Below are 26814 nucleotides of genomic sequence, written 5' to 3' on the forward strand. Positions count from 1 at the left end.
CAGGCCCCGCAATGATTATAGTGTGCTCAATTGTTCTCGTAAGATAAAAGTAAGATGTTTCAAGATAACCCTCTACTCGCTCAGCTTAAGCAACAAATCCAAGAAACCCTCCCAAAAAAGGAAGGCACAATCAAAGCCACTGAAAAAGGGTTTGGTTTTCTAGAAGTCGACAGCAAAACAAGCTACTTCATTCCGCCTCCATACATGAAGAAATGTGTGCACGGTGACAAAGTGATTGCCATCATTCGCACCGAGAAAGAGCGTGAAGTTGCAGAGCCAGAAGAATTGGTTGAACAAGGTCTTACTCGCTTTATTGCACGAGTTAAGCTTTTCAAAGGCCGCTTAAACGTTGTACCTGACCACCCTCAGCTTAAAAAGCTGCAATTAAAAGCGAAAGCAAAGAAAGGCCTAAACCCAGAAACGCTTAAAGAAGGCGACTGGGTTGTTGCTCATATCATTCAGCACCCATTGAAAGGTGACAACGGCTTCTTAGCTCAAATTTCAGAAAAGATCACTGACGCTGACGACAAGATCGCACCTTGGTGGGTAACACTTGCACAGAATGACTTACCAAATAGTGAACCTGAAGGTATCGATAATTGGCAAATCAATGACGATGCCGATCTTGAACGTGTAGACATGACCCATGTTCCTTTTGTGACTATCGATGGCGAAAGCACAAAAGATATGGACGATGCACTTTACGCTAAGAAGAAAGAGAACGGTGATTTTGAACTGACTATCGCGATTGCTGATCCTACCGCTTACATCTCTCCTGATGACGCAATGGACAAAGTGGCGCGCGAACGCGGCTTCACGATTTACCTGCCTGGTCGTAACATCCCAATGTTACCTCGTGACCTTGCAGACAACCTATGTTCGCTTATCGAGAACGAAATTCGCCCTGCCCTATGCTGCACAGTAACCGTGTCTAAAGATGGCGTTATTGGCGATGACATCAACTTCTTCGCGGCGAACATTAAATCTCACGCTCGTCTGGCGTACGACAACGTATCAGACTGGCTAGAAACCGGTGCATCAGAGAAGTGGCAACCATCTGAAAAAATCGCAGCGATTGTTTCTGACCTACACGAATTTGCACAAGCACGTTCAGCATGGCGCTCAGCAAACGCAGTGGTATTCCCAGATCGCCCTGACTACCGCTTTGAACTTAGCGAAGATAACGATGTTGTTGCTATTCACGCAGACATGCGTCGTAGTGCGAACAAGTTGGTTGAAGAGTCGATGATCAGCGCAAACATCTGTGCAGGTCGAGTATTAAAGGAAAGCTTCAACCAAGGTGTGTTTAACTGCCACTCTGGCTTCAAAGCCGAGAAAGTTGCAGACGTTCTTGAACTGGTTAATCCACAAGCAGAAACACCGTTCACAGAAGAGCAAATTATTTCTCTTGAAGGCTTTGCTGCACTTCGCCGCTGGTTAGGCTCTTTAGATAATAACTACTACGATAACCGTATCCGCAAGTTCCAAGCGTACAGTGAAATCAGCAACGAACCTGCACCACACTACGCGATGGGTTTAGACATTTACGCGACTTGGACTTCTCCAATTCGTAAATACGGCGACATGATTAACCACCGTATGCTGAAAGCACATATCCTTGGTAAAGCGCCAATTCAAACACCAGATGAAACGATCGGTGATGAACTTGCACTACACCGCCGCCATCACGGTATGGCTGAGCGTAATGTTGGTGATTGGTTGTATGCTCGCACGCTAGCTAACGCACCAGCAGAAGAAACACGCTTCCAAGCAGAGATCTTCGACATTAACCGTGCTGGTATGCGTGTTCGCTTGCTAGAGAATGGTGCCGCTGCATTTATCCCTGGTTCTCTCATTATTGATAATAAAGAAAGAATCGAGTGCAACAGTGATATGGGTACTGTATCTATCGATAAAGAAATGGTATACAAACTGGGAGACGTTTTAGAAGTAGTTCTCTCTGAAGTTAATCAGGAAAGCCGTAACTTAGTAGCAAAACCTACTCAAGTATTTGCGGACTTGCCTAGCGAGCCTGAAACAACAAATGAAACCGAAGCTTAATAGCTGTAAAGGATAGGCCTTTCAAGGTCAAAGCTTTCAAGGTCATAAGCTTCAAAGGTTCACTTCTAAAGGCGCTAATTATTAGCGCCTTTTTTGTAAATGTCTCATGCTTAAACAATACTAAAATTAATAAGCAACTCGTTTACAACGTCAAAGAAGCACATTATGTCATCAATAACAGTTACTCAATTCAGAAACTTCATCCCCAGGAAACGAGAACGGTACCCCGCCTCTAAAAATGGTATTTTCATCGTTTCAAAAGGCAGTATCTCTTTCGTGCTCCCCGATGGCACCGAAGCCTCATTGCAGGCAGGCGATTTCACACTTTATAACTCAGGCCAAATCAAAGACATCACAGTAGATACAGAAAACGGCGAATTCAGCGCAACCTGCTTAGATTTTGATTTAGATATTTTCCAGAAGTTCATCAACCAATTCAGCGACCTAGAATCCACTCGAGTCCCCAACCTGTACATCAAATTCAACCAAACCGATACTGAGATCTGCGAGCTGAAAGATCTCATCATGTCTTTAGCTCATTCTTCAGCTAAAAATGACTACGCACTCACTCAATTAGGGTTAGGTTTACTTTCACTGATGGTCGAACAATACCCTGCTCTGCTGGTTATCATCGCACGAGCTTCAAGGTTAACGGTGACGCAAAAAGTCATTCACTACATTGAACAGAATATTGAAAATAATATCTCTTTAGACACACTAGCCAGCTACATGGGAATGTCGCCAGCCACACTGAAACGCCGTTTATCGGCTGAAGATCTTTCATTTTCAAACTTATTAAAGATTAAACGTATTGCCCATGCCGCAACGCAACTTAGAACGTCGACTAAATCCATTACTCAAATCGCGTACGAGTCTGGCTTTAAGAGCGCTGCGCACTTCAGCACAGCCTTTAAAACGTATCATGGGAAGACACCGAAAGATTTCCGTTCTCTCATCGCACAATCTCAATTACAAAGCATGAAACCACAAGTGTAAGACGCGACCTGACACCTAGAGCAAACTATTTGCTTGATTGAGAATGAACAGAAGGCGTAGCTCTAGTGCCACGCCACCAGCGAATTAAAACAGACCTTTATGACCAAAAATACGATTTAGGGTCTTTTTCTATTTCAGACAACACAGCATCAAGGTCTTTGGATTGAGGAAGGTACGGATAAGGCCCCCAAGCGATGATATCGGTTGTTTCATCACTCTCTAATGGCACAGTAACCAACCAGCAAGCAGAATGCTCATCAAACGTCACGCAGGCAATGTCGTTTGTGTAATCACTATGAGATGAGTCGAGCAGATAATGAGCCTGTGAGAACATCACGCCGCCCTTACACTCTTCATATAACGATTTACCGAGTTCGACAGGTAAACTGCTATTACGGGAAGTACAGAGCTTTTCAGCCCCAACGAGAAGGCGATTAAGTTCGATATGAATGACGGACATAACACTCCTTGTAACTTCATAGGCATTCTCTAAGTAGGAATCCCTTTAATTAGCTTAGGACTCAACCAACATTTTAGCGAACGTCCTCATACAAAATCACAATCACGCTCCCATTAACGGATTTTGTGTAAATAAACTTACCACTGTTATTGCTGAATTACGCGTTCATTGACTCATTCAATCACCATACAAAGAGCGTATGGAATTTCACAAAAGTGTCATATAACCGACCTATCATATGCGACAAATGTTATTAACTAGGAGTTGTTTATGTTACGAGTCGCGCTTGCCTCTCTTTTATCCTTAGCCCTGTCTTCTCAAGCTGCTTTTGCACAAGAAACCAATATTTCGGGCTCCACTTCTGTTTCTCGAGTGATGGACGTATTAGCTGAGGAGTACAACAAGACTCACCCTGATAACTACATTGCCGTTCAGGGCATCGGCTCGACAGCGGGTATTACCATGGTTAATAAAGGTGTGGCTGATATCGGCATGAGCTCACGCTACTTAACTGACCAAGAACAGAGTGACAAACTCAAGGTATTCCCTATTGCCTTTGATGGTCTAGCTGTTGTAACTAACCGCTCAAACAGCGTGAGTAACGTTTCTCGCGAGCAACTGTTTGATATCTACAAAGGTAAAATCACCAATTGGAAAGAAGTAGGTGGTGCCGATCAACCTATCGCGGTTGTGACACGTGAAGCGTCTTCAGGTTCACGCTACAGCTTCGAAAGCTTACTTGGTTTAACAAAGATCATTAACGACCGTTTAGTGTCTGACATCAACCCAAATAACTTAGTTGTTAACAGCAACAGCATGGTGAAAACGATCGTAAATCACAACCCACACGCTATCGGCTTTATCTCTGTTGGTTCAATCGACCGCTCTATCAAGGCCATCACTTTTGAAGGCGTAGAGCCGACATCTAAAAACATCGCAAACCACAGCTATGAACTGGCTCGCCCATTCTTGTTGCTGCACAAGACGGATTCAGTTTCTGAAGAGAGCAAAGACTTCATCAAGTTCGTGAAATCCAAACAAGGCCAAGACCTGATTGAAGAATACGGCTACACTCGCATCAAATAAGTGAGTAAGTTTTATCTTATGAAAACAAAAAGAGAGAGCATCACGCTCTCTCTTTTTTTTGAATCTTTATAAATCGCTTACTTTCAAACCACTTAGAAGTGAAGTTGAATCACTGAAACGATAACAGCGCCAGGACGACGAACACCTTCGATTTCTACACGAATCTCGCGCTCAATCTCTAGGCCTTTCTTAATAGGCGTTACTTTAGTTAACGTACTTTTTGCACGAACGTTGCTGCCCGATTTAACAGGGTATGGAAAACGAACCTGGTTAAGGCCAATGTTCACAACCATCTTCGCTGTTGGGAATTGAGATTTGTCAGGATCAACGCTATCGGTTAGACGCGGAAGCAAAGACAAAGTTAAGAAACCGTGTGCGATGGTCGTTTTGAACGGAGAATCAGTTTCTGCTTTCTCTGGCTCAGTATGGATCCACTGCATATCTTCAGTCACAAGACCAAATTGGTTGATGCGATCTTGGCTTACATTGATCCAATCGCCAGTATGAATAACTTCACCAATCTTCTCGTTTAGCTCATCAAACACAAGTTGTGCTTCTGGCTTTAGTACGATTGGTTGCTCTACTGGCACATCTTCGTTTACCGCAGGTTTGTGGTGATCACGAACCCATGCAAAGAAGTGACTATTTTGTGTACGGTTCAGAAAGTCGCCCCAGTACTCTCTAAGAGCTGGAGACATCCATTGCATAAACTCTGAGTGTTGCGATGACAAGCTGTCGCCTCGGTGTTTAAATAAATCAATGACCTTCATAAGAACCTCAATGCACAAAAAATTTCAATATAACTTCGTAATTTTGAAACAGTTCACACTATTGTGCAAATAGTTTCGAGCATACAAGCGTTAGCTGAACACCTGTATTTCATTATTAAACAGCAGCTTACCAATAAAACATCATTTTATTAGAAAACACAAAATAGAGTGTTAGCTCTATCACATAATAAAGATTTGATTATATAAAAAGCATTTTTATTACTCTGACGCATAAAAAAGGCTTAGCACACTGCTAAGCCTCAGTTTTTACAAGGATTAAGTTTTTACAAAGAATCCGCTTTATGAAGAGTGACCTCTTCTACTCATCATCAAGTGGCACTAATTTAGTATTACCGCCGTGTGCTTTTTCACGTTTACGCTGCACAAATGCATAGAAGCCTGGGATTAGGAACGTACCTGCTAGTAATACACATAACAGACCACCAATCAGTGAAATACCAAGAGAGTTCTGGCTCACGTGACCAGCACCCGCCGCAAAGATAAGCGGGAAGATCCCTAAAATGAACGACCAAGACGTCATGTTTACAGCACGGAAACGCAATGTACCGCCCTTCACGGCTGCATCTTCAATTGGTACATCTTTCTCTTCACGCTCAACTTTCGCGAATTCCACAATCAAAATTGCGTTCTTCGCGGCCAAGGCTATCAAGAGAACCAAACCAATCTGCGCGTAAAGGTTCAACGGTGTGCCTGTTAGGTTCAATGCCAAGAAAGAACCTAAGGTTGCCACGGGTACAACTAAGATAATCGCAATAGGTATTGTCCAGCTCTCGTATTGAGCCACCATAAACAAGTAGATGAAGATCAGTGCCAATGCGAACGCGAAGATCGCTTGGTTGCCTGCTAGTACTTCTTGGTAAGCCATACCAGTCCATTCGTACTGGTAACCTTGTGGCAGAACTTCTGCCGCTACACGTTCCATCGCCGCGATCGCATCACCACTTGAGTAACCCGGTGCTGGCTGGCCTTGGATTACTGCACTGCGGTACATGTTGTAACGCCATGCTACATCGGGTTCAAAGATCTGATCGTAAGTCACAAGCGTACTTAGCGGGATCATCTCACCAGCAGAAGAGCGTACGTGGAATCGTTGTAGGTCATCCATGCTGCTACGGTGGTCACTGTCTGCTTGCATGGTTACACGGAAGTTCTTACCAAACATGGTGAAGTCGTTCACGTACAACGAGCCAAGGTTACCTTGTAGCGTTTGGAAGATTTCCGACAACGGAATACCTAGCTGCTGCGCTTTCTCACGGTCAATATCAACATAGTAGTGAGGTACGTTGGCGCGGAAAGTACTGAATGTATGTGAAATCTCAGGCTGCTTGGTCGCCTCAGTAATCACGTCATTCATCACCATCGCTAGGTCAGTTCGGCTACGGCCTAAAGTGTCTTCAAGGACAAATTCAAAACCAGACGCTGCACCCATACCTGGTACCGCTGGCGGTCCCATTGCAAATACAATCGCCTGAGGCAGTTCAGTCGCAGCGCGTCCATTAATACGCTGTGAGATAGCCTGTGCTGAATGTTGACCATCCAGTGCGTTACGCATGTCCCAATCGTGAAGCTTGATGAACATCGACGCACCATTCGACGCAGAAGCGCCCGTCATGAATGCGTAGCCGTTAACCAGTGTCACACCATCAACACCCGGTTCTTGCTCAACCATCTCTAGTAATTGCTTGGTTACATCTTCAGTACGAGACAAGGATGCCGCATCTGGAAGCTGAACGTTAACCAGCAGAATACCTTTATCTTCTTGAGGTACGAACGCCGTAGACGTTGTCTTCGCAAAGTAAGTCACAGCCGCCAAAGCCACGATGAAGAAAGTGAATAGCAGCACGCCTTTCTTAACTAAGAAACCTGCCACTTGACCGTATTTGTTGGTAACGGATTCTAGGCCACGGTTAAAGGCTTGGTACCAACGAGCAGTGTTACCACCACCTTGTTTAAGAACCAATGAACACAGTGCTGGTGACAGCGTTAATGCGTTGATCGAAGAGATAACAACCGCGATACAGATAGTCAGCGCGAACTGACGGTACATGATGCCAGTAATACCCGGAAGCATTGCAACTGGAATGAATACCGCGAGTAGCACCAAGGTTGAAGTAATAATTGGGCCCGTCACTTCTTTCATCGCGATCAGCGTAGCTTTACGCGGTGAAATCGTTGGGTCTTTAGCCATGGTGGTGTCGACGTTTTCGATAACCAATATCGCATCATCTACTACGATACCAATTGCCAAGATCAAACCAAACAGAGTTACCGTGTTGATGGTAAAGCCCGTCATCTGCATGATGGCAAATGTACCAATCAAAGATACAGGAATCGCAACAACAGGAATCAAGGTTGCACGAGCACTACCCAAGAACAGGTAAGTAACTGCGATAACAAGCAAAATAGCTTCGATCAGCGTTTTTACTACCCCTTTGATCGACTCAGCAACGAAGACTGTCGTGTCGTAACTCGCTTCATAAGCAACACCTTCAGGAAAGTTTTTGCTTAGGTTGTCGAGCATCGCCATTACGGCTTTACCACTTTCCAACGCGTTAGCGTCTGACTGAAGTGACAGCGTTACGATCGACGCATCTTGACCACGGTATTTACCATTACCGTCGTAGAACTTTTTACCAAGCTCAACACGTGCAATGTCTTTTAAGTAAACCGTTGAACCATCTTGAGTGGCACGAAGTACAACGTTCTCAAACTCATCCGCCGTTTCCAGTCGGCCTTTTGTTACCAAGTTGAATTGTACTTCTTGTGCGTTGTTATAAGGTGCAGCACCAATACGACCAGCAGCAACTTGAACGTTCTGTTCCGCCAAAGCACGGTTCACGTCAGAAGTGGTGATATTGAGGTTAGCCATTTTCTCAGGATCTAACCAGACACGCATCGCGTATTCACCACCACCTAGCACGTTAACTTCACTGATGCCCTTCACACGAGCCAGTTGGTCTTTAATGTTTAGGTTAACGTAGTTGATCAGGAATTGATCGTCGTACTCACCATTTGGAGAATAGAAGTTCAATACCATCAAAAGGTCTGGCGAACGCTTTTTAACAGTGACACCCACCATTCGAACTTCTTGTGGAAGCTTCGATTCGATTTGAGCAACTCGGTTCTGAACGTTGACCTGAGCCATATCTGGGTCAGTACCAACATCAAAAGTCACGTTAAGGTTGTATGAACCATCGTTAGCACTCTTTGAAGACATGTAGATCATATCTTCAACACCGTTCACCGACGTTTCTATGGGGTCGGCTATCGCCTGTTCCACTACTTCTGCACTTGCACCTGTGTAAAAAGCAGACACACTTACCGAAGGTGGGCTAATTTTTGGGTATTCCGCCACAGGCAAGATAGCGAGAGAGATCGCACCTGCCAGCGTCAATATTATGGATATAACAAGGGCAAACTTAGGCCTTTGAATAAAGAAACGACTTAACATATCTCCGCCCCTTACTCTGCTTGCTCAGTCGCAGAAGGTTGAATGCGAACAGACATACCGTTACGAACACGCTGAAGGCCTTGAGTAATAACGGCATCGTCTTTCTCTAGACCAGAGTGGACAATCACACCCCCTTCAACCTGTCGACCCATCTCAATGTTTCTACGCTCAGCGACAGGAGCTGCTTCACCTTCAACTAGCACCATAACAAAGTCGCCTTCAAGGTCGGTTTGAACCGCGCGGCGAGGAATGGTTACAACATCAATAGATTGCTTCTCACGCAGCTCAACACGAACGTGCTGACCAGGAAGAAGTTGCTGGTCTGGGTTATCGGCAATCGCGCGCATCGCGATCGTACCAGTGTTTAGATTGATACGGTTGCCCAAGAAATCGAGCTGACCTAGGTGTTCGAATGCTTCGCCATTTTCAAGCATGATTTGCACCTCAACACGATCAGAATCGCTGCTGCCGTCACCTTCAATACGGTCCATACCTAACTCAATACGCTCACGCTCACTGATACTGAACGATGCATGGATTGGGTCTAAGCTAACTAAAGTCGTTAATACGCCAGAAGATGGAGAAACCAGATCACCCGTGCTCACTTTGGTATCGCTAATACGTCCAGAGAAAGGCGCAACAATCTTAGTATGAGAAAGCTGAACGTTAGCGGCATTTAGCTGAGCTTGACCAGCTTCAAGCTGTGCTTGAGAACCTAATAGGTTTGCCGTCAATGCATCGAATTCCGATTGAGAAATACTGCCTTTAGGAAGTAGGTTCTTACCACGGTTGAAATCTAGTTCAGCCTTTTTAAGATTGGCGTTAGCTTGAGCAACGGCCGCTTTAGCACTTGCGACTTCAGCTTCAAATGATGAAGGCTCAATCGAATAAAGCAGCTGCCCTTTTTCGACCATTTGCCCTTCATTGAAATGACGGCTTTGAAGATAGCCAGAAACCTGCGCAGTAATTGCCGTATCTTCAACCGCTTCAATACGGCCGATGTACGACTTACTTTGCTGATGAGAAATAACGCTAACATCCTGTACAGCTACGAGAGGTAATGGCGCTTGCTTGGCATTCTGGGCATCTTGCCCACATCCAGCAAGAATAAGAGAGCTTGCAAGAGCCGTAAGGATTAACTTTTTACGCATGGTTATACCGTCACTTATGAGAAATTGAACAGCATAAAAGTTACGTAACACAATTGCTTCAAATGTCCGAGGAATATCAATTATAACTCGCAAAAGTGTTTCAACTTGTAAATTGAAATTGGATATATATCAACCCTTTACAAACCATCAACAATTCATGATCAAATATACGTTTGTTACTTCCCCTCTCTGTATATATTGTCTAACATAATATGGTTTCAATAATAAAAACTCATACTTCCTTGTTAAGGTAATTCGAATGATTTCAAAATGGGCAAAACGTTTCTATCAAATGGCGGAATTAGTCGGTTCCTGGAGTAAAGATCCGTCCACTCAAGTTGGTGCAGTTATCACCAAACACAACCGTATTGTTTCAGTTGGCTTTAATGGCTACCCTCATGGCGTATCGGATAGTGCTGACACTGATGATCGTGAGATGAAATACCTAAAAACGCTTCACGCAGAAGAGAACGCAATCTTGTTTGCTAAGCGTGATTTAGACAGCTGTGAAATCTGGGTGACTCACTTCCCTTGCCCAAACTGCGCAGCGAAAATCATCCAAACCGGTATTTCTGCGGTTCACTGCCCAGAGCAAAGTGAAGACTTTCTTTCTCGCTGGGGAGACAAGATCAAAGTGAGCCAAGATATGTTTGAACAAGCAGGCGTGCAAGTCGATTGGTTGCCACTGGCAGACCTAGATTAAGCGAACAGATAGTTAGAACAAAAAAGCCGAGAGTCGATATTATCGCTCTCGGCTTTCTTTTGTTTGGGGCTCAGCGGACTGCAGGATTAAGCACTGACAGGAAATGCTTCAGCGTATGCTTCCATGAAATCTTTACGAATCTCTTGCTCTAGATGAACCGCCTTCTCGGTTGGACAGAAAATCATAAAATGGACTTCTTGCTCACCGGTTGAACTGCTTGTGATGTGGATATGCGGCTCAGAGCCAGGAAGGTCGACACCAGCGTGTTTTTCGATAACGCCGTTATAACGACGAGCAACATCGATAAACTCTTCACAATGCTCTTCAATTTTGACAATAAGACCCGGCACCATTGGGTACAGGTTCACGAAGTCTTTCACCGTCACCGTAAAGCTATGGTAAACGTAACGCTTCATGAAGTTGAGGTTCTTTACAGGATAAGTAAAGAACATGCTGTTAGGCAGCGTAGCGGTCTTGCCAGTGAAGTGGTATTGCCCATGATACAAGTCGATTTCTTGAATCACAGTCGCCATCAAGTTGTGTTCAATCACCTCACCACTGATTTTACCCACTTCAATCCAATCACCAATTCTAAATGAGCGTGAGCTAGCACGTTGAATAGAGCCGGTGAAACACAAGATGATCTCTTTTGACGCCACCACTATCGCAACGGCAATTGCTGTTACTGAGAGAGCAAACTCACTGATTTCAGATTTCCAGAGAAGAAAAAGCGTTATAACAATAATCGCAAAGGTGCCGTTTTTAGTACGGGACATCCAATTACGTTGGTCTTCGCTAAGGAAAGCAACGTCACCCCTAATTTGAGATAAGGTGATTCGGCGGATGATTAAAATAAGACTGATAATCAGCGCACTAAAAATAAACTTATGAGCGAGTAGGAAATCTATTACTTGCCACACTTTTTCCATTACTTAATCCTTAGCATTACAACATTTAGCTTACGATGGCTAGCGATACAACAACTAGCAGCTTTAACAACAAAGCAGCCTGCAACTGCGCTATGAAAAAGCGCTCAATTCTAGAGGGCTCAATTTCATACATATTTCAGCTAAGGTAAGGCTATCATTTTATCTTGGCAGAAGTAATAAATTGGCCAAAAGTTTCACACCAAATCACAACGGTATTAAATCGATTAAGATCAGTACCTTCCGGTAGTTCAACCATAAACCGGTCAAATGTTTTGACATCTCCGACTCTGAGTAACTCGCTCTTACTGTCATTAAAGGCTTGCTCGGTTTCAATGAACTTAGGAGATAGATAGACCTTGTAGTCCGGTCCAGGAGCAAGTTCGCCTTCAAACGCAATCGCGCTTTCTGAGACCGACACGACCCCCTCGCCCCAGTGCAAGAAATCGCTATCTTGGCGGTCTTTAGTGAACTCACCAGTATAAATCGCCTGCTGGCTGATCGCTTGCACTGAGCTCGAAGATGGAGAATCAGGCTCAATTAAGATGGGTAATGCGTAAACACCAAGCCCAAAACCAACAGCACCCACGGCTAAGTGGGTGCAAAGTAAAACTAACTTTTTCATCGCGTACTCCCTTATGCTTAAAGAGAGTATTATTGAATACTCTCAAAAATACAAAGAGATATCGCGCTAAAGGCCGCTATTTTTGGTAGTGAACGGCTGTGCGTTGTGACAGTTCAACAATCACTTTCACCGCTTGTTCCATGCCTTGAATGGTAATGAACTCGTGAATACCGTGGAAGTTGTAACCGCCAGTAAAAATATTCGGGCATGGTAAGCCCATGAATGACAAGCGAGCACCATCTGTACCACCTCGGATCGGTTTGATCATCGGCTCCACATCGCACTCGATCATCGCTTGCTTAGCCAACTCAATAATGTGCTGATGAGGTTCAACCATCTCTTTCATGTTGAAATAGCTATCGGTAAGAACCAGTTCAACACGGCCTTTCTCAAGACGCTCATTTAGCTCATCCACTTTTTGTTGCATGAATGCCTTACGCGCTTCTACGCCTTCGCGCTCAAAGTCGCGAATGATGTAGCCAAGCTCAGAGCGAGCGACACCCATTACCGCTGACTTCAAGTGGTAGAAACCTTCATAGCCTTCAGTGCATTCTGGCGTTTCTTGTGATGGCATCATCAATTGGAACTGCGCAGCGATGTTCATCGAGTTCACCATTTTACCTTTCGCAGTACCAGGGTGAACGTTCACACCGTGACAGATAACATCAGCACTCGTGGCATTGAAGTTCTCAAACTCCAGCTCACCAACAGGTCCACCATCAATAGTGTACGCCCATTCGGCGCCAAACTTTTCTACATTAAATAAATCCGCACCACGGCCAATCTCTTCGTCTGGCGTGAAACCAATGCAAATATCACCGTGTTTAATTTCAGGATTTGCTTTGAGGTAAGCGATAGCACTGATGATTTCAGCGATACCCGCTTTGTTGTCGGCACCAAGCAGAGTAGTACCATCGGTTGTAATAAGGTCATGACCATGAAGAGCATCAAGATCTGGGTATTGGCTTGGGTTTAAGCTCTCACCACTTGTGCCTAATTCTATCGTTCCGCCTTGGTAATCTCTAATCATCTGTGGTTTCACGTTCGCACCTGATGCGTCAGGAGCGGTATCCATGTGCGCGACAAACCCAATCGCAGGTACTGGATAATCGACGTTCGACGGCAGTTTCGCCATCAAATAGCCATTTTGATCTAAAGAGACATCAACTAACTCTAATGCGATCAATTCTGATTTTAAGACTTCTGCAAAGGTGATTTGACCCGCTGAACTTGGGCACTGTGGGTTAGAAGGGTCGGATTTCGTATCGAAAGTAACGTAATTCAGAAAACGTTCTACAAGCTTTTCCATAATTCATCTCACCATGGATTAAGTAATTGATTTACTGACTTAATAGTTAGGGCGCATTGATAAGTAATTTGTTATTAGAAATAATACGTACGCAGAGTCAGTAGCGAGGTTTTTCATCTTACGCCCCTGACCATCTATGTATTTGCTCTAAATCATTATTGTGTGAAATTAGAGAGGCTTCCTATACTTGAAAACAGAGGGTTTCGTCAGTTCCAATATTGCATACGGATGATAAGCGGTCGCTTTGTACGCATTCTACGCCCTTCGCTCTCAGCCTAAAAAAAGTACAAAGTGGATGATGATCACAGTTTATCCTTGATGCAGAATCTGTCATACGTTACACGGAGATATAGTTATGACGATTAATAAATATTTCATTTTCTATCCTCAAGCCTCTGAGGAAACACTTCAGCCAGTATTAACTGAGAAAGAAGTTCAAAGGCAGGAAGCTCTAAAGCAGGCGCAGACCCAAGGTGGGTTCGATACAAACGCAGCCTAGTAACTGAATGGATCTCTAGTACCATTAAGACCCCTATAAAAACGCTCTACTCACTATCCGGTAGAGCTTTTTTATTTCTAATGCAGTACTCATTACTCGGCGTTCGAATGCGCTAAAACTGTCGTTACATTACCTTTTCCACTAATCCCTTCTTGCATACCATTTTCACAACTAATGCTTGCTGCTCACAGCGCTGAGAAATGACTCATTAAAGTACCTCAAGCCATACCTTGTCTTACCATTTTGTGCTAATAATTCATATTCGTTTTCATTCCTCACTCGCCCTCTTTTCAAAACTATAATGCGAGTACCAGAGAACCCAACAACAGGAATCCTGAATTCAATGGAATATTCAAAGTTAGGAAGTAGTCAAATTCCCGTTTCCCGAATCTGTCTTGGTAGCATGACTTGGGGGCTGCAAAATACTCAGCAACAAGCTGACCAACAAATCGAATACGCATTAAGCCAAGGTATTAACTTTATTGATACTGCAGAAATGTACGCAGTGCCGCCTTCTCCTGACACCTATGGCAAAACCGAAACGATTATCGGTGACTGGTTATCACGCAATCCAAAGCGTCGCCAAGAGTTGATCATTGCCAGTAAGATTGCCGGCCCTGGCTTACCTTGGGTCCGTAACGGTGGCCCTATCACAGGTGAAGCGGTGATCGCCGCAGTTGATGCATCACTAAAGCGTTTGCAAACAGACTACATCGATCTGTACCAACTTCACTGGCCAAATCGCACAACACCTCACTTCGGTAAACATTTCCCGAATCAGATTCGTTTTAGCGACATCGACCGACAACAGCATGAAGCTGAAATGTTGGAGATCTTACAAGCTCTGGCAAGCTGTATTAAAGCCGGCAAAATCCGCCACGTTGGTCTATCCGATGACAGCACTTGGGGCATTAACACTTACCTAAAGTTAGCCGAGAAGCATGACTTGCCGCGTATGGTCTCTATCCAAAATGAATTCAGCCTGCTACACACGAAAGACTGGCCATATTTGATTGAAAACTGCGTGCATGAAGACGTCGCTTACTTACCGTGGTCACCTTTGGCGGCCGGTATGCTTAGTGGCAAATACATTGATGGCGCAAGGCCGGAAGGCAGCCGTTGGACTTGCATGCAGCGCAAAGGCATTTTCCGTGATACTGAATTGGCTAATGAAGCAGTTAAAGGCTACGTAGAAGTGGCAAACGCTCATGGATTCACGCCGAGTCAGCTCGCCTTAGCATGGTGTAACCAAGTGGATGGCGTTACCTCAACCATTATTGGTGCAACCACCATGGAACAGCTCAAAGAGAACATAGCAGCGTTCAGCAAGCCGCTTTCTGAAGAGATTCTGACTGATATCAACACCGTCTTTAAGCGCTATCCTGTACCGTATTAAGCAGTAGGCTAAGCTTATCAGGTTCTGTTGAGCTTAAGTTGACCCTATAAGAGCGCACTATTTAGTGCGCTTTTGTTTTTTCAGTGGGTCGCTTTTGCTTTTATATGGATCGCATTAGCTTATCGCACTTTTGGTTATCTAACCTTTGCTCTATAATGCGCGGGCTTATATCTAGGATAAAAACATGATTTCAAAAAACCAATTAAAACTCCTTCGTGCTTTGGGCCAAAAGAAACAACGTAAAGCCCACGGCCTGTTTCTAGTTCAAGGTGAAAAGAACGTTCTTGAGCTATTCAATAGTGACTTAGTCGTGAAGAACGTCTTTGCTACTGCTGATTTCTTATCTGAAAATCACGCATCACTGATTGAGTTTGATTGTGTTGAAGCCTCGCTAGACGATCTAACCAAAGCGAGTACTTTGGTCAGTAACAATGCGGCAATTGCCGTGGTTGAGATTCCAAAGGTTGAATTACCGGAAGCGACAGGTTTGATGATCGCGCTTGATGGTGTATCTGACCCGGGCAACCTAGGTACGATCATTCGCGTAGCAGACTGGTATGGCATTAAGCATATCGTTGCGAGCAGCGATTGCGCTGACCCATACAATCCTAAAACGATCAGTGCGACCATGGGTAGCTTTGGCCGAGTACACGTAAGCCAAACAGACTTACCGGCTTACTTAGAGCAAGCTAACCTGCCAGTTTACGGCGCGTTTTTAGAAGGTGAAAGTGTTCATAAGACTGACTTCACTGCAAATGGCATTTTGCTGATGGGCAGCGAGTCTCACGGTATCCGTGAACATGCGGCTAAGTTCGTGACGGACAAAATCACCATTCCAGCATTCGGTGGCGCTGAATCTCTAAACGTAGCAATGGCGACAGGTATCATTCTTGACAATATGCGTCGTCAACATAGTTAGAGCTCATTCACTCACTGACTAACAAGCAGTGTGCAGATATTAAAAAAGGCGTATTGATTAAATCAGTACGCCTTTTTATTTGAGCTTTTAAGGATTATTTCTCTAGCATTGCCAACTTATCAGGCACACCATTCCACTTTTCCGCATCATCCATCGCTGGTTTTACTTCTGTTTGCACAGGCCAAATCTCAGCAAGTTCTGCGTTCACTTCGATAAAGATCTTTTGATCTTCTGGCAACTCATCTTCTTGGAAGATCGCTTGAGCATCACATTCAGGTACACACAAGCCACAATCAATACATTCGATTGGGTTAATTACCATGAAATTTGGGCCTTCATGGAACGCATCTGCGGGACACACTGCCACACAGTCTGTGTATTTACATTGAATACAATTATCGCCTACGACAAATGCCATGATGCTCTGCTCTATAAGTTAGTCAAAATTGAAGAATGGGGATAATACTCATCCCAAAGCAAAATTCAACATCATACGGCTCTAATATCATGTCTATTTGCTTCATGTTTCCAAATTAGTATGACAGATAAATCAAATTCTCGTAAAATGCGCGCCATTGTGAGCTTATCGCTTCTTCCCAACATCAGTGTTACACCAAACTCTGCATTCACTAGAAGCGGTCTAGCTAAGACACCTATAAGAACGAGACATCGAAATGATACGTTTAACCGAAATTAAACTTCCACTAGACCACGAAGAGTCTGCCATTCAAGAAGCGATTGAAGCGAAGCTTGGCATCAACTCAGATCAGGTTATCTCTTTTAATATCTTTAAACGTGGCTACGATGCTCGTAAGAAATCAAAGATCCTGCTTATCTACACGCTGGACGTTCTCGTTGAAAACGAAGCTGAGCTACTAGAAGCCTTTATCAGCGACCCACACGTAAAAGTGACTCCTGACATGGAGTACAAGTTTGTCGCTAAAGCTGTTGAGAATCAAACTGAGCGCCCTGTTGTTATCGGCTTTGGCCCTTGTGGTCTATTCGCTGGTCTAGTGCTTGCTCAAATGGGTTTCAACCCAATCATCGTTGAGCGTGGTAAAGAAGTTCGTGAACGTACTAAAGATACTTTTGGTTTCTGGCGTAAGCGCACTTTGAACACGGAATCAAACGTACAGTTTGGTGAAGGTGGCGCTGGTACATTCTCTGACGGTAAGCTATACAGCCAAGTAAAAGATCCAAAACACTACGGCCGTAAAGTAATCGAAGAGTTCGTTGCAGCTGGCGCACCAGAAGAAATTCTATACGTAAGTAAGCCGCACATCGGTACCTTCAAGCTGGTTACCATGATCGAGAAAATGCGCGCTTCTATCATTGAGCTAGGTGGTGAAATTCGCTTCAGTACTCGCGTAGACGACGTTCACATGGAAGACGGTCAAATCACAGGCTTAACGCTTTCTAACGGTGAAGAGATTAAGTCTCGCCACGTTGTACTAGCTGTTGGCCACAGTGCTCGTGACACGTTCGAAATGCTACACGACCGTGGCGTTTACATGGAAGCGAAGCCTTTCTCTGTTGGTTTCCGTATCGAACACAAACAGTCAATGATTGATGAAGCTCGTTTTGGTAAGAACGCAGGCAACCCAATTCTAGGTGCTGCGGACTACAAACTGGTTCACCACTGCAAGAATGGCCGCACTGTATACAGCTTCTGTATGTGCCCAGGTGGTACTGTGGTTGCAGCAACCTCTGAAGAAGGTCGCGTTGTAACTAACGGTATGAGCCAATACTCTCGTGCGGAACGTAACGCAAACAGCGCAATCGTTGTTGGTATCGATCCAGAACGCGATTACCCAGGTGACGCTCTAGCGGGTATCCGTTTACAACGTGAACTAGAAAGCGGCGCGTTTGTACTAGGTGGCGAGAACTACGATGCTCCAGCACAGAAAATTGGCGACTTCCTGAAAGGTCGCGATCCAAGTGCTCTGGGTGATGTACAACCATCATTCACACCGGGTATCCACCTAACGGACATTTCAAAAGCGCTGCCTGACTTTGCAATCGAAGCGATTCGTGAAGCAATCCCAGCGTTCGAGAAGAAGATCAAAGGTTTCTCTACGCCAGACGGCCTACTAACGGGTGTTGAGACTCGTACGTCTTCTCCGGTATGTATCAAGCGTGGCAAAGACTTCCAAAGCATCAACCTAAAGGGCTTCTTCCCTGCAGGTGAAGGCGCAGGTTACGCAGGTGGTATCCTGTCTGCTGGTATCGACGGTATTAAGGTTGCAGAAGCACTTGCACTGTCTATGGCAGAACAGAACCAAGCTGAGAAGATCGAAATCGCTTAAGAGCTCAGTTAACGGTCTAAAACAAATATCAAAAAGGGCTCAATGAGCCCTTTTTTAGATCTTAATATTAGCTATCCTAGCGCAGCCGTTACTTTTCATCTGCCTCTAACTGCTTAGGGTTCCACTTCCCTTCATGAATCGCCGAGTTGACATCTCTTCTTGGTAGCCAACCCATGGTTTCAAGTTCTGGTTTATCTTTGAAGTGATCAACGTAGCCGATACACAAATACGCAACGATATCGATGTTCTCTGGGATATCTAGAGCATCACGTAGTGTTGAGTCGTGAAGGATACTTACCACCCTAACCCTAGGTTTTCTGCCCTTGCCGCAAGCCATAAGTTTTGAACTGCACAGACTGTGCTGTACAAATCCATCTCTTGTTTAATGGTTCTGCCGAGCACAACCTTTCCAGTTCGATTGCGATCGCATGTCACGCAGATGCCGATAGGTGATTCAACAATACCTTCCAACTTTAAGCGCTTATACATCGCCTGCTTTTCATCGGTGAACATTTCAGCGGATTCTGCATGCGCTTGATTGAAGCCCGCTTTGATCTGCTGCTTGGTTTCGATATCACGAACAACGACAAAGTCCCAAGGTTGCATAAAGCCAACGCTAGGCGCATGGTGCGCCGCAGTTAACACACGTATCAATACGTCTTCAGGGATCTCATCAGGAAGAAACTGACCACGAACATCTCGGCGAGAAAAAATCGTTTTATATACGGCTTCGCGTTCATCTGGTGTAATTTCCATACTTCCCTGTCTTATCGTCGTCTTAATTGAGCCAGTATTATCCAACTAAAGTGTCTATGTTGCTAGTAGTACACAAGCAACATGGTAGAATGCCGCCATTAATCTTATCCTTGTATAAGATTGTTGAACCTTTCCATCGCTATTTAGCCAAACCATACCGAGAAACTTATGCCATTTTCCAAGCTTGGATTAAGCTCACCTATTGTTAAAGCCGTTGCAAAACAAGGCTACGAGAAGCCAACCTCTATTCAAGAAAAAGCAATTCCGATTGTACTTTCTGGTAAGAACCTTATTGCGGCAGCACAAACAGGTACAGGTAAAACTGCGAGCTTTGTTCTCCCTATCTTAGAAATGCTAAGTAAAGGTGAAACGCAACGTAAGAAACGCATCCGTGCGGTGATCCTTACACCAACGCGTGAGTTGGCGGTTCAGGTTGAGCAAAACATCAAGAAGTACGCGAAGTTTCTAAACCTAACGTCTTTAGCAATGTACGGTGGTGTCTCCTACCAACATCAAAAAGATCGTCTGATTGAAGGTGTTGATATTCTAGTGGCAACACCAGGACGTTTGATCGACATGTACGGACAGCGCGCGGTGCACTTTGATGAAGTTGAAGTGTTAGTACTGGATGAAGCAGACCGTATGCTAGACATGGGCTTCATCGAAGACATCAACAAGATCATCGCTCGCTTACCGCAAGATGTGCAGAACCTGCTGTTCTCAGCAACCCTTTCGACACCAGTACGTGCACTAGCGAAAAGTGCAATCAGTGACGCTGAAGAGATTTCAATTGCCAAGACAGATGCTTCGAAAGCGAACATTGAGCAATGGCTAGTAACAGTAGATAAAGACCGTAAATCGGCACTACTGAGCCACATGATTACTGAAGGTAACTGGGATCAAGCGCTTATCTTCATCGAAACCAAGCATGGTGCTGCAAAATTGGTTGCTCAACTTGAGAAACGTGGCATTCAAGCTGAGGCGTTCCACAGTGGACGTAGCCAAGCGATTCGTGAAAAGATCTTAGCGGACTTTAAGAAAGGTCACCTTAAGTTCCTAGTGGCAACGGGCGTTGCTGCACGTGGTATTGATATCGATAACCTACCACGTGTTGTTAACTACGATATGCCTTTCCCAGCAGACGACTACGTTCACCGTATTGGTCGTACAGGCCGTGCTGATGCAACAGGTGAAGCGATCTCTTTCTTATCAAAAGACAACTTCAAGAACCTATGCATTATTGAAAAGCGCCTTGGTCACTTGATTGAACGCCGCGTGGTTGAAGGTTTCGAACCACGTAAAGAAGTGCCTATTTCGGTGCTGAACTTTGTTCCTAAGAAGAAAAGAGAACAGCAAGAAAAAGAAGGCAAGTAATTAGCCTAGCTTGATTTAAAGCCACAGCGTATTGCCAAATTATGACAAAACGAAGCCAACTAAGGCTTCGTTTTGTTCTTTAGACCAGAGAGAGTTAGAGGGAAGCCAATGATCACCCCAATTGCAACACGATTAACCCGAGGCCAAGACTTAAAGCTTGAGCTACAAAAGCTAGTGACCAAACATAACGTCGCAGCGGGATCTATTGCATCTTGTGTGGGCTGTGTTTCCCAACTCAATATTCGCTTAGCAAACGCAAACCATACAAAGTTAATTCAAGCACCGTTCGAAATTGTGTCTGTCATGGCAACGCTAACGCCGAACCACCAGCACGTTCACATTTCGGTAGCTGATGAGAATGGCGATGTGATTGGTGGCCATTTACTTGAAGGAACCATCATCGCAACCACCGCTGAATTGATTCTTCATCGCTACGATACCTTGACCTTCAGCAGAGAGTATGATGATTCGACAGGTTACACTGAGCTCAGTATCAGTGATAACCCACAATAAGCTGGCTACACCGAAGGCAATACCAACGCTTATATAAAGCGATACAGATAAACAGTTATTAGGAAACACCATGGCTCCACACTCAGCAGACTCCGTTATCGTTCTCGATTTCGAAACCACTGGCTTGTCCCCGAGTATGGGCGATCGAGCGATAGAAATTGGTGCCGTAAAACTTGTTAACGGCGAAGTGGTCGACACCTTTCAACAACTGATGAACCCGGGATTTCGCGTGAGTGGGTTCATTGAGGGCTATACCGGAATCACTAATCGTATGTTAAGCACTGCTGCAAGCTGTGGAGAAGTGATGGATGAATTTGCAGACTTCATTCAAGACAGCCAATTAGTCGCTCATAATGCCTCATTTGATAAGCGCTTTCTTGATGCAGAGTTAGAAAATATTGGTCGTGATTACAATGGACAATTTGCATGCTCAATGCTGATCGCTCGTCGTCTTATCCAAGACGCACCGACTCATAAGTTAGGTGACCTTGTGCGTTTCAAGAATAGCGACAACGATGGTACTTTCCACAGAGCGTTAGCCGATTCAGAGATGACAGCAAGACTATGGTTATTAATGATTGATGAGCTGCAGAGTGACCACGGTATACATCAACCTAGCTTCCAGTTGATGCAGAAAATATCGAAGACAGCCAAAGGTGCAATTCCAAAGCTCTTGATGAGCAGCCGAGGTTAAGTGCATTCGCAATAATTAGAATAAGTAAAGGCTGCTCTATATTTCTAGAGTAGCCTTTTCTTTTATTGGCAAGGCTTACTTGCGCCCTACTCTTGCAAGGTAATCAATGTTGACTCAAGGCTCTCTAATTCATTCATGAAATAAGACCATTGCTTATCACTACTTACCGCTGCGATATCCACTAAAAACTTGGCGGATATCTGCATATTCTTGTTAAGTTGAGATTCCAAACCGTCAGGGTAATAAGACTCATTGTTCAAAAGCAACTTCATAATAATCGGCTGAGAGATGTGCAAGTCACTCTTCTTTTCCATCAGTAGAGTGAGATCTTGATAAGTATTATTTTGATACTCTCGCCAGCTATTATTGGTATTTATCCACTCTTGAGACCAAGCCACAATGATCTGTTGTTGTTCTTTTGATACCGATCCTAACCATCGCTCAAGTCGTTCCTCTATTCGCTCGCGATATCGCTCTCTAGAATCATCATCATTCAAAGACAATCTCTCTTCGTAAAACTCTTGCTGCTTTTTTCTAAAGTTCTTTAAGAATTCGCTACCTTGTTTAGGGTTAAGTTGCATACTTAACGCGTAAATGTCAGGAGAGAATTTATTAACGATGGTTCGAATGTGATTTTTTATTTGCTCACTTTGTTCAACAATAAAAGCGGGGCTCAACTCTGAACGATTAATACTTTGCAGCACTTCTATCTGTTCAATATAAAGTGGTAGCTGAGTTTCTTTATGCCATGCTTGCAATGAATCTAAGCGCGCTTCTAACTCAGACTCTTGGCTATTGGATAACGAAACAAAGTCTTCTATATAGCTCACCGCAAACCAGCTGATATTGTTATATGCGAATTTAGTTCCGCATCCGACAAATAGGAAACAACCCAATAGAAGTAACCAACGCCATTTTCTCATTACACCCTCTCACAGCCTATTACTCATCAGCAAACACAAGCGAACTGATAGATTTAATCTTGACCTTATAACATTAGCTATAAAAGCAAGTTCTCGTAAAACTTTGAGATAATTTGAGACTTGGCCTTGCCAAATAAGTAATTTCGGCAAATGATTAAAATAAAATATATTAATAGTAGTGATGAGATTCAGCTTTTATTACTCGCAACCTAGTACAAACAGTCAATATTTTTGTTTAGGTTGAATGAGTATTGAATGATCAGTATTTGGGAGGCACGCTATGGCCGCTATTCCTGAGAATACCAGCTCGTTGGAATACGAGCTTTGCTATTTTGACGATGGGAAAGTAACCACCATCACAATATTAGCAAGCAACCGACAAGAAGCGATGACTTGGTATCTTAACGAAGGGAAACATCTGAATGACCTTTATTCGATAAGACCTGATGAATAGAGAGTTGGTTAATCGTCTTATATAATGGGTCAATAGACCAACCCATTGTGAAAGACCCTTTACTGCACCGCGCTTAACGTGACAGTAAAGGGCTAGAATCTCGAATTACTTCAGAATTCGGGCGCGGAATTGACGCCCCTTCATTTTACCTGATTCGATCTTGTTCAGTGCTTTTTTAGCGACAGAGCGTTCTACAGCAACGTAAGCACGCATTGCAAACAAGTTGATCTTACCTACTGATTTACCATCGATACCACCTTGACCAGTCAATGCACCAAGAATATCACCCGCACGAAGTTTAGCTTTCTTACCACCATCAATCTGGATGGTTACCATGTTTGAGTAGTAAGGCTTAGCAATTGGTTTTGCCGGTAACTCAGATGGCTCAATCGGCATGTCCATGTACTCATCAATTTGAGCAACACGGTACATCTCTTTTTCGCTAAAGAAACTAATAGCGACGCCTTTGCTACCAGCACGACCTGTACGACCAATTCGGTGTACGTGAACTTCAGGGTCGCGAGATAACTCGAAGTTGAATACTGCGTCTAGGTTGTCAACATCTAGACCACGAGCCGCAACATCTGTCGCCACTAGAATCGAGATGGTTTTGTTTGAGAACTGGACCAAAGCTTGGTCACGTTCACGCTGTTCCATGTCGCCATGCAGCTCGATAACACTGAAGCCGCGGTGGCTAAGTTCGTCAGTTACGTTCTGTACTTCTTTCTTAGTGTTACAGAACACAACCGCAGATTCTGGTTGGTGATGAAGTAACAGCAACTCTAGAGCGTCATCACGGGCTTCAGAACCTTCTAACTTGTAGAAGTGTTGTTGGATGCTTGAGTGATCGTGCGTTGATTCAACCTTCACCATTTCAGGGTTACGCATGATGCGGTCTGCAACAGATTTGATCTGCTTAGGGAAAGTCGCACTGAATAGCAGAGTTTGACGTTCTTTTGGTGCTGCATCGATAACTGCATCCAACGCGTCTTGGAAGCCCATCTCTAGCATGCGGTCCGCTTCATCTAACACAAGCGTGTTCAGCTCAGACAAGTCAATGCGGCCTTTCTCTAGGTGATCAAGAATACGACCAGGTGTACCTACAAGAATGTGCGCGCCATGCTCTAGTGAACCAATCTGTGGCCCCATTGGCATACCGCCACATAGTGTCAGCACTTTAATATTGTGAATGCCACGAGCAAGAGTGCGAATCTCTTTTGCTACTTGGTCTGCCAGTTCACGAGTCGGACATAACACTAAAGACTGAACACGGAAACGCTTAACGCGCAGGTTTTGTAGCACACCTAAACCAAAAGCAGCTGTTTTACCTGAACCCGTTTTACCCTGACCGATAACGTCCTTGCCATTTAGGATAGTAGGAAGACTTAACGCTTGGATCGGCGTCATTTCAGTATAACCAAGAGAATCCAACGTATGCAGAAGCTCAGGTTTAAGGGCGATTGAAGAGAATTTTGAAGTGCTCAATGGAAATATCCAACTGGTGAAAAACAGAGTGCATTATGAGTGTTTTTGAAAATTATTCCACCTTAATCACAGTTTTGAACGAACAAACAACCATAACAAATATTTATCAGTTGGCAGTGTTAATTACGATTAAAATACGGGATACTATAAAGTGTAATTTACCCCTGAGGATTGAACAGTATGAAAAGATCACCGTTACAAAAAGGCTTCACGCTTTTGGAACTGATCGTCGTTATTGTCATACTCGCCGTTATCGCAGTGGTCGCCGCTCCGCGCTTTTTGTCTATTACAGATGATGCAAGAGAAGCGACTAGCCGAGCACTGTTTGATAACTTCCGCGCAGGTGCTGAAATCTATCAAGGGGCATGTCTAGCTCGAGGTGGAGATGTAACCGAATTACGAGGACAGGACACTTCAGATTTCAATATCGACGGCATTTACTCGAACTTCTCGGGTAGTTGCTACCCAGTGCGTAATAGCAATGCGGGTGTGCGTAGAGATATTAACAATGCGAGAGGCTGTTACGAACTGTTTCAAGACATCGTCAACAGCGATCATTTCGAAGATATCAACTTTGGTAGCGGTGGTTGGAAAAATGGGGAAACGGTTAAGGAAAGTGAGTTGATAGCGGCTCGTGATGCTGGTTATCAAATGTATATACATCAAAGATCGAAATACTTTTCATACTGCCACTACTACAACATCGAAGGTGATTTAAGTAACGCACCTTACCTGCTTTACAACGCGGTTGATGGAATCATGGTATCTGGGACAAAAAACCTATCGAATGGATTTAGCTGGACTAGTGAGCTTCAAGAATACTCGGTAGCCACTCCCCCGCCATACAACGAATAAGTAATTCTGAAATAGCCTTTTCGAAATTAAAAGGCCTCCTACCCAAAAAGCAAAAAGCCAGCTTACATAGCTGGCTTTGACTTCTATACGAATTGCTTTCTATGGCACACCGTGGCCTTTAGAAGCTACCCACACGCGATACCATTGTTCGCGGGTCAGTTCGATTTTCAGTGCATCAACTGCAGTCTTAACGCGCTCAATCTTACCTGAACCAATAATCGCGATCGGATTCGATGGTAAACGACGAACCCAAGCGTAAATCACTTGGTCAATGCTGTCTGCACCCACTTCTTGACGAATCGCTTCTAGCTCATCACGAACGCGAACCGCTTGTGCTGAGTCACCACTAAAGATGCTACCACCACCAAGACAAGACCACGCCATCGGGCGAGTGCGGTTCATCTGCAGTTGATCTAGCGTGCCATCATGAGCCACTTCGAAGTTCAATGGGTTGATTTCAACTTGGTTGGTCACTAACGGCTTACCAAGGCGAGATTGAAGAAGTTCGAACTGACGCGGTGAAAAGTTAGAAACACCGAAGTGCTTAACTTTACCTACTTTGTGTAGCTCTGCGAACGCTTCTGCTACTTCATCTGCATCCATCAATACGTCTGGGCGGTGAATCAACAATACGTCGATATCGTTAACACCTAAACGCTCTAGCGAGTTATTTACTGATTGGTAAATATGCTGCGCGCTGGTGTCATAGTGATTGATCTTACGATCAGGAGTGTGGTCACCACATAGGTTAATATCGCACTTGGTGACGATTTGAATATCATCACGAAGGCTTGGTTCAAGCGCCAATGCCTCACCAAATAACTTTTCACATTGGTAGTTACCGTAAATATCCGCGTGATCAACCGTTGTGATACCAAGATCAATATGTTGCTTCAGGAAAGTCAGGCGTTGTTGCGGGGTCATGCCCCACTCTGCTGTACGCCAGTATCCTTGCACCAACTCAGAAAGTTCTGGGCCTTGTGGCGCTATCGTTACTTTTGCAACCATGGGTTGTCTCCTTTATCAATACTGAGCGTATCCTATGCTCGTTTTACCGAGGGCTCAACGTTTAACAAATGGC

The 26814-nt window shown here is 44.3% G+C and carries 24 protein-coding genes and 1 pseudogene; 13 read left to right on the forward strand and 12 right to left on the reverse strand.

The features are described from left to right. Window positions 1-54: 54 nt before the first annotated feature. Window positions 55-2061 (forward strand): exoribonuclease II, encoded by a 2007-nt coding sequence (rnb, locus tag F0228_RS21185; RefSeq protein WP_105058377.1) that lies wholly within the window; start codon window positions 55-57, stop codon window positions 2059-2061. 165 nt (window positions 2062-2226) lie between these two features. Further along, window positions 2227-3057 carry an AraC family transcriptional regulator gene (locus F0228_RS21190; protein WP_171730561.1) on the forward strand — a complete coding sequence of 277 codons (831 nt, stop codon included), beginning with the start codon at window positions 2227-2229 and terminating at the stop codon, window positions 3055-3057. Between the two features lie 97 nt (window positions 3058-3154). Here the strand turns inward: F0228_RS21190 and F0228_RS21195 are convergent, their stop codons facing one another. Next, on the reverse strand, window positions 3155-3517 hold the full coding sequence (locus F0228_RS21195) for a DUF3024 domain-containing protein (RefSeq protein WP_061032260.1): 363 nt from the start codon (window positions 3515-3517) through the stop codon (window positions 3155-3157). Between the two features lie 270 nt (window positions 3518-3787). Here F0228_RS21195 and F0228_RS21200 point away from each other — a divergent pair, with 270 nt between their 5' ends. Then, a complete protein-coding gene (locus F0228_RS21200; RefSeq protein WP_116871339.1) occupies window positions 3788-4603 on the forward strand; it encodes a phosphate ABC transporter substrate-binding protein in 816 nt (271 codons plus the stop codon). A 92-nt stretch (window positions 4604-4695) separates the two neighbouring features. Here the strand turns inward: F0228_RS21200 and F0228_RS21205 are convergent, their stop codons facing one another. The 3 genes from F0228_RS21205 to F0228_RS21215 all read right to left on the reverse strand — a co-directional run bounded on the left by F0228_RS21205 (window position 4696) and on the right by F0228_RS21215 (window position 9996). Beyond that, entirely contained in the window at window positions 4696-5373 is a 678-nt protein-coding gene (locus F0228_RS21205) for a MaoC family dehydratase (protein WP_105058379.1), read from the reverse strand. Window positions 5374-5692: 319 nt separating this feature from the next. Next, complete coding sequence (locus tag F0228_RS21210; protein ID WP_171730559.1) at window positions 5693-8845, reverse strand: efflux RND transporter permease subunit; 3153 nt, start codon at window positions 8843-8845, stop codon at window positions 5693-5695. 11 nt (window positions 8846-8856) lie between these two features. Continuing rightward, window positions 8857-9996: an efflux RND transporter periplasmic adaptor subunit gene (locus tag F0228_RS21215; protein WP_061032256.1), complete on the reverse strand. Its 1140-nt coding sequence runs from the start codon at window positions 9994-9996 to the stop codon at window positions 8857-8859. 259 nt (window positions 9997-10255) lie between these two features. On the opposite strand from F0228_RS21215, the gene F0228_RS21220 reads away from it, so the two are divergent. Further along, a complete protein-coding gene (locus tag F0228_RS21220; protein WP_004737813.1) occupies window positions 10256-10699 on the forward strand; it encodes a cytidine/deoxycytidylate deaminase family protein in 444 nt (147 codons plus the stop codon). An 86-nt stretch (window positions 10700-10785) separates the two neighbouring features. Here the strand turns inward: F0228_RS21220 and F0228_RS21225 are convergent, their stop codons facing one another. The 3 genes from F0228_RS21225 to pepT all read right to left on the reverse strand — a co-directional run bounded on the left by F0228_RS21225 (window position 10786) and on the right by pepT (window position 13559). Beyond that, entirely contained in the window at window positions 10786-11628 is an 843-nt protein-coding gene (locus F0228_RS21225) for a mechanosensitive ion channel family protein (RefSeq protein ID WP_102425993.1), read from the reverse strand. Window positions 11629-11782: 154 nt separating this feature from the next. Then, the gene (locus F0228_RS21230) at window positions 11783-12250 is read right to left on the reverse strand and encodes a DM13 domain-containing protein (protein ID WP_102529939.1); all 468 of its coding nucleotides are present in this window, start codon (window positions 12248-12250) and stop codon (window positions 11783-11785) included. Between the two features lie 76 nt (window positions 12251-12326). Next, entirely contained in the window at window positions 12327-13559 is a 1233-nt protein-coding gene (pepT, locus tag F0228_RS21235; RefSeq protein WP_171730558.1) for a peptidase T, read from the reverse strand. Window positions 13560-13914: 355 nt separating this feature from the next. On the opposite strand from pepT, the gene F0228_RS21240 reads away from it, so the two are divergent. The 3 genes from F0228_RS21240 (at window position 13915) to F0228_RS21250 (ending at window position 16373) form a co-directional block, all read left to right on the forward strand. Next, complete coding sequence (locus F0228_RS21240) at window positions 13915-14058, forward strand: hypothetical protein (RefSeq protein WP_162884312.1); 144 nt, start codon at window positions 13915-13917, stop codon at window positions 14056-14058. Between the two features lie 343 nt (window positions 14059-14401). Then, window positions 14402-15454 carry an aldo/keto reductase gene (locus F0228_RS21245; RefSeq protein ID WP_171730557.1) on the forward strand — a complete coding sequence of 351 codons (1053 nt, stop codon included), beginning with the start codon at window positions 14402-14404 and terminating at the stop codon, window positions 15452-15454. A gap of 184 nt (window positions 15455-15638) precedes the next feature. Further along, window positions 15639-16373: an RNA methyltransferase gene (locus F0228_RS21250; protein WP_017631333.1), complete on the forward strand. Its 735-nt coding sequence runs from the start codon at window positions 15639-15641 to the stop codon at window positions 16371-16373. Window positions 16374-16467: 94 nt separating this feature from the next. Here F0228_RS21250 and fdxA read toward each other — a convergent pair whose 3' ends face one another. After that, complete coding sequence (gene fdxA, locus F0228_RS21255) at window positions 16468-16791, reverse strand: ferredoxin FdxA (protein WP_004737806.1); 324 nt, start codon at window positions 16789-16791, stop codon at window positions 16468-16470. A 256-nt stretch (window positions 16792-17047) separates the two neighbouring features. On the opposite strand from fdxA, the gene F0228_RS21260 reads away from it, so the two are divergent. Next, entirely contained in the window at window positions 17048-18679 is a 1632-nt protein-coding gene (locus tag F0228_RS21260; protein ID WP_171730555.1) for an NAD(P)/FAD-dependent oxidoreductase, read from the forward strand. 88 nt (window positions 18680-18767) lie between these two features. On the opposite strand, the pseudogene bluB reads toward F0228_RS21260, so the two are convergent. Beyond that, window positions 18768-19435: pseudogene (gene bluB, locus F0228_RS21265) on the reverse strand (5,6-dimethylbenzimidazole synthase). A gap of 168 nt (window positions 19436-19603) precedes the next feature. Here bluB and F0228_RS21270 point away from each other — a divergent pair. The 3 genes from F0228_RS21270 (at window position 19604) to F0228_RS21280 (ending at window position 22016) form a co-directional block, all read left to right on the forward strand. After that, on the forward strand, window positions 19604-20809 hold the full coding sequence (locus F0228_RS21270; protein WP_008215597.1) for a DEAD/DEAH box helicase: 1206 nt from the start codon (window positions 19604-19606) through the stop codon (window positions 20807-20809). A gap of 108 nt (window positions 20810-20917) precedes the next feature. Further along, window positions 20918-21322 carry a PPC domain-containing DNA-binding protein gene (locus tag F0228_RS21275; RefSeq protein WP_171762728.1) on the forward strand — a complete coding sequence of 135 codons (405 nt, stop codon included), beginning with the start codon at window positions 20918-20920 and terminating at the stop codon, window positions 21320-21322. Between the two features lie 70 nt (window positions 21323-21392). Then, window positions 21393-22016 (forward strand): 3'-5' exonuclease, encoded by a 624-nt coding sequence (locus F0228_RS21280; protein WP_171762729.1) that lies wholly within the window; start codon window positions 21393-21395, stop codon window positions 22014-22016. Between the two features lie 86 nt (window positions 22017-22102). Here F0228_RS21280 and F0228_RS21285 read toward each other — a convergent pair whose 3' ends face one another. Then, complete coding sequence (locus F0228_RS21285) at window positions 22103-22939, reverse strand: DUF6279 family lipoprotein (protein ID WP_116871330.1); 837 nt, start codon at window positions 22937-22939, stop codon at window positions 22103-22105. A 280-nt stretch (window positions 22940-23219) separates the two neighbouring features. Between F0228_RS21285 and F0228_RS21290 the strand changes: the two genes are divergently transcribed. After that, window positions 23220-23393, forward strand: coding sequence for a hypothetical protein (locus F0228_RS21290; RefSeq protein WP_061032245.1), 174 nt, complete (start codon window positions 23220-23222; stop codon window positions 23391-23393). Window positions 23394-23498: 105 nt separating this feature from the next. Here F0228_RS21290 and dbpA read toward each other — a convergent pair whose 3' ends face one another. After that, window positions 23499-24878: an ATP-dependent RNA helicase DbpA gene (gene dbpA / locus F0228_RS21295; RefSeq protein WP_008215605.1), complete on the reverse strand. Its 1380-nt coding sequence runs from the start codon at window positions 24876-24878 to the stop codon at window positions 23499-23501. Between the two features lie 180 nt (window positions 24879-25058). Between dbpA and F0228_RS21300 the strand changes: the two genes are divergently transcribed. Next, window positions 25059-25733, forward strand: coding sequence for a prepilin-type N-terminal cleavage/methylation domain-containing protein (locus F0228_RS21300; protein ID WP_171762730.1), 675 nt, complete (start codon window positions 25059-25061; stop codon window positions 25731-25733). A gap of 99 nt (window positions 25734-25832) precedes the next feature. Here F0228_RS21300 and F0228_RS21305 read toward each other — a convergent pair whose 3' ends face one another. Further along, on the reverse strand, window positions 25833-26741 hold the full coding sequence (locus F0228_RS21305) for an aldo/keto reductase family oxidoreductase (RefSeq protein ID WP_171762731.1): 909 nt from the start codon (window positions 26739-26741) through the stop codon (window positions 25833-25835). Between the last annotated feature and the right edge of the window lie 73 nt (window positions 26742-26814).

This window comes from Vibrio sp. 99K-1, assembly GCF_013114585.1.
GTDB classification, from domain to species: Bacteria; Pseudomonadota; Gammaproteobacteria; order Enterobacterales; family Vibrionaceae; genus Vibrio; species Vibrio chagasii_B.

Coding starts and splice junctions, on each gene's coding strand:
- fdxA (WP_004737806.1), bottom strand. CDS start 16,791: ATGGCATTTGTCGTAGGCGATAATTGTATTCAATGTAAATACACAGAC.
- F0228_RS21280 (WP_171762729.1), top strand. CDS start 21,393: ATGGCTCCACACTCAGCAGACTCCGTTATCGTTCTCGATTTCGAAACC.
- F0228_RS21190 (WP_171730561.1), top strand. CDS start 2,227: ATGTCATCAATAACAGTTACTCAATTCAGAAACTTCATCCCCAGGAAA.
- F0228_RS21245 (WP_171730557.1), top strand. CDS start 14,402: ATGGAATATTCAAAGTTAGGAAGTAGTCAAATTCCCGTTTCCCGAATC.
- F0228_RS21275 (WP_171762728.1), top strand. CDS start 20,918: ATGATCACCCCAATTGCAACACGATTAACCCGAGGCCAAGACTTAAAG.
- F0228_RS21270 (WP_008215597.1), top strand. CDS start 19,604: ATGCCATTTTCCAAGCTTGGATTAAGCTCACCTATTGTTAAAGCCGTT.
- F0228_RS21230 (WP_102529939.1), bottom strand. CDS start 12,250: ATGAAAAAGTTAGTTTTACTTTGCACCCACTTAGCCGTGGGTGCTGTT.
- F0228_RS21215 (WP_061032256.1), bottom strand. CDS start 9,996: ATGCGTAAAAAGTTAATCCTTACGGCTCTTGCAAGCTCTCTTATTCTT.
- F0228_RS21300 (WP_171762730.1), top strand. CDS start 25,059: ATGAAAAGATCACCGTTACAAAAAGGCTTCACGCTTTTGGAACTGATC.
- F0228_RS21285 (WP_116871330.1), bottom strand. CDS start 22,939: ATGAGAAAATGGCGTTGGTTACTTCTATTGGGTTGTTTCCTATTTGTC.
- F0228_RS21290 (WP_061032245.1), top strand. CDS start 23,220: ATGGCCGCTATTCCTGAGAATACCAGCTCGTTGGAATACGAGCTTTGC.
- rnb (WP_105058377.1), top strand. CDS start 55: ATGTTTCAAGATAACCCTCTACTCGCTCAGCTTAAGCAACAAATCCAA.
- F0228_RS21250 (WP_017631333.1), top strand. CDS start 15,639: ATGATTTCAAAAAACCAATTAAAACTCCTTCGTGCTTTGGGCCAAAAG.
- F0228_RS21200 (WP_116871339.1), top strand. CDS start 3,788: ATGTTACGAGTCGCGCTTGCCTCTCTTTTATCCTTAGCCCTGTCTTCT.
- F0228_RS21210 (WP_171730559.1), bottom strand. CDS start 8,845: ATGTTAAGTCGTTTCTTTATTCAAAGGCCTAAGTTTGCCCTTGTTATA.
- F0228_RS21225 (WP_102425993.1), bottom strand. CDS start 11,628: ATGGAAAAAGTGTGGCAAGTAATAGATTTCCTACTCGCTCATAAGTTT.
- pepT (WP_171730558.1), bottom strand. CDS start 13,559: ATGGAAAAGCTTGTAGAACGTTTTCTGAATTACGTTACTTTCGATACG.
- F0228_RS21195 (WP_061032260.1), bottom strand. CDS start 3,517: ATGTCCGTCATTCATATCGAACTTAATCGCCTTCTCGTTGGGGCTGAA.
- F0228_RS21305 (WP_171762731.1), bottom strand. CDS start 26,741: ATGGTTGCAAAAGTAACGATAGCGCCACAAGGCCCAGAACTTTCTGAG.
- F0228_RS21260 (WP_171730555.1), top strand. CDS start 17,048: ATGATACGTTTAACCGAAATTAAACTTCCACTAGACCACGAAGAGTCT.
- F0228_RS21205 (WP_105058379.1), bottom strand. CDS start 5,373: ATGAAGGTCATTGATTTATTTAAACACCGAGGCGACAGCTTGTCATCG.
- F0228_RS21240 (WP_162884312.1), top strand. CDS start 13,915: ATGACGATTAATAAATATTTCATTTTCTATCCTCAAGCCTCTGAGGAA.
- F0228_RS21220 (WP_004737813.1), top strand. CDS start 10,256: ATGATTTCAAAATGGGCAAAACGTTTCTATCAAATGGCGGAATTAGTC.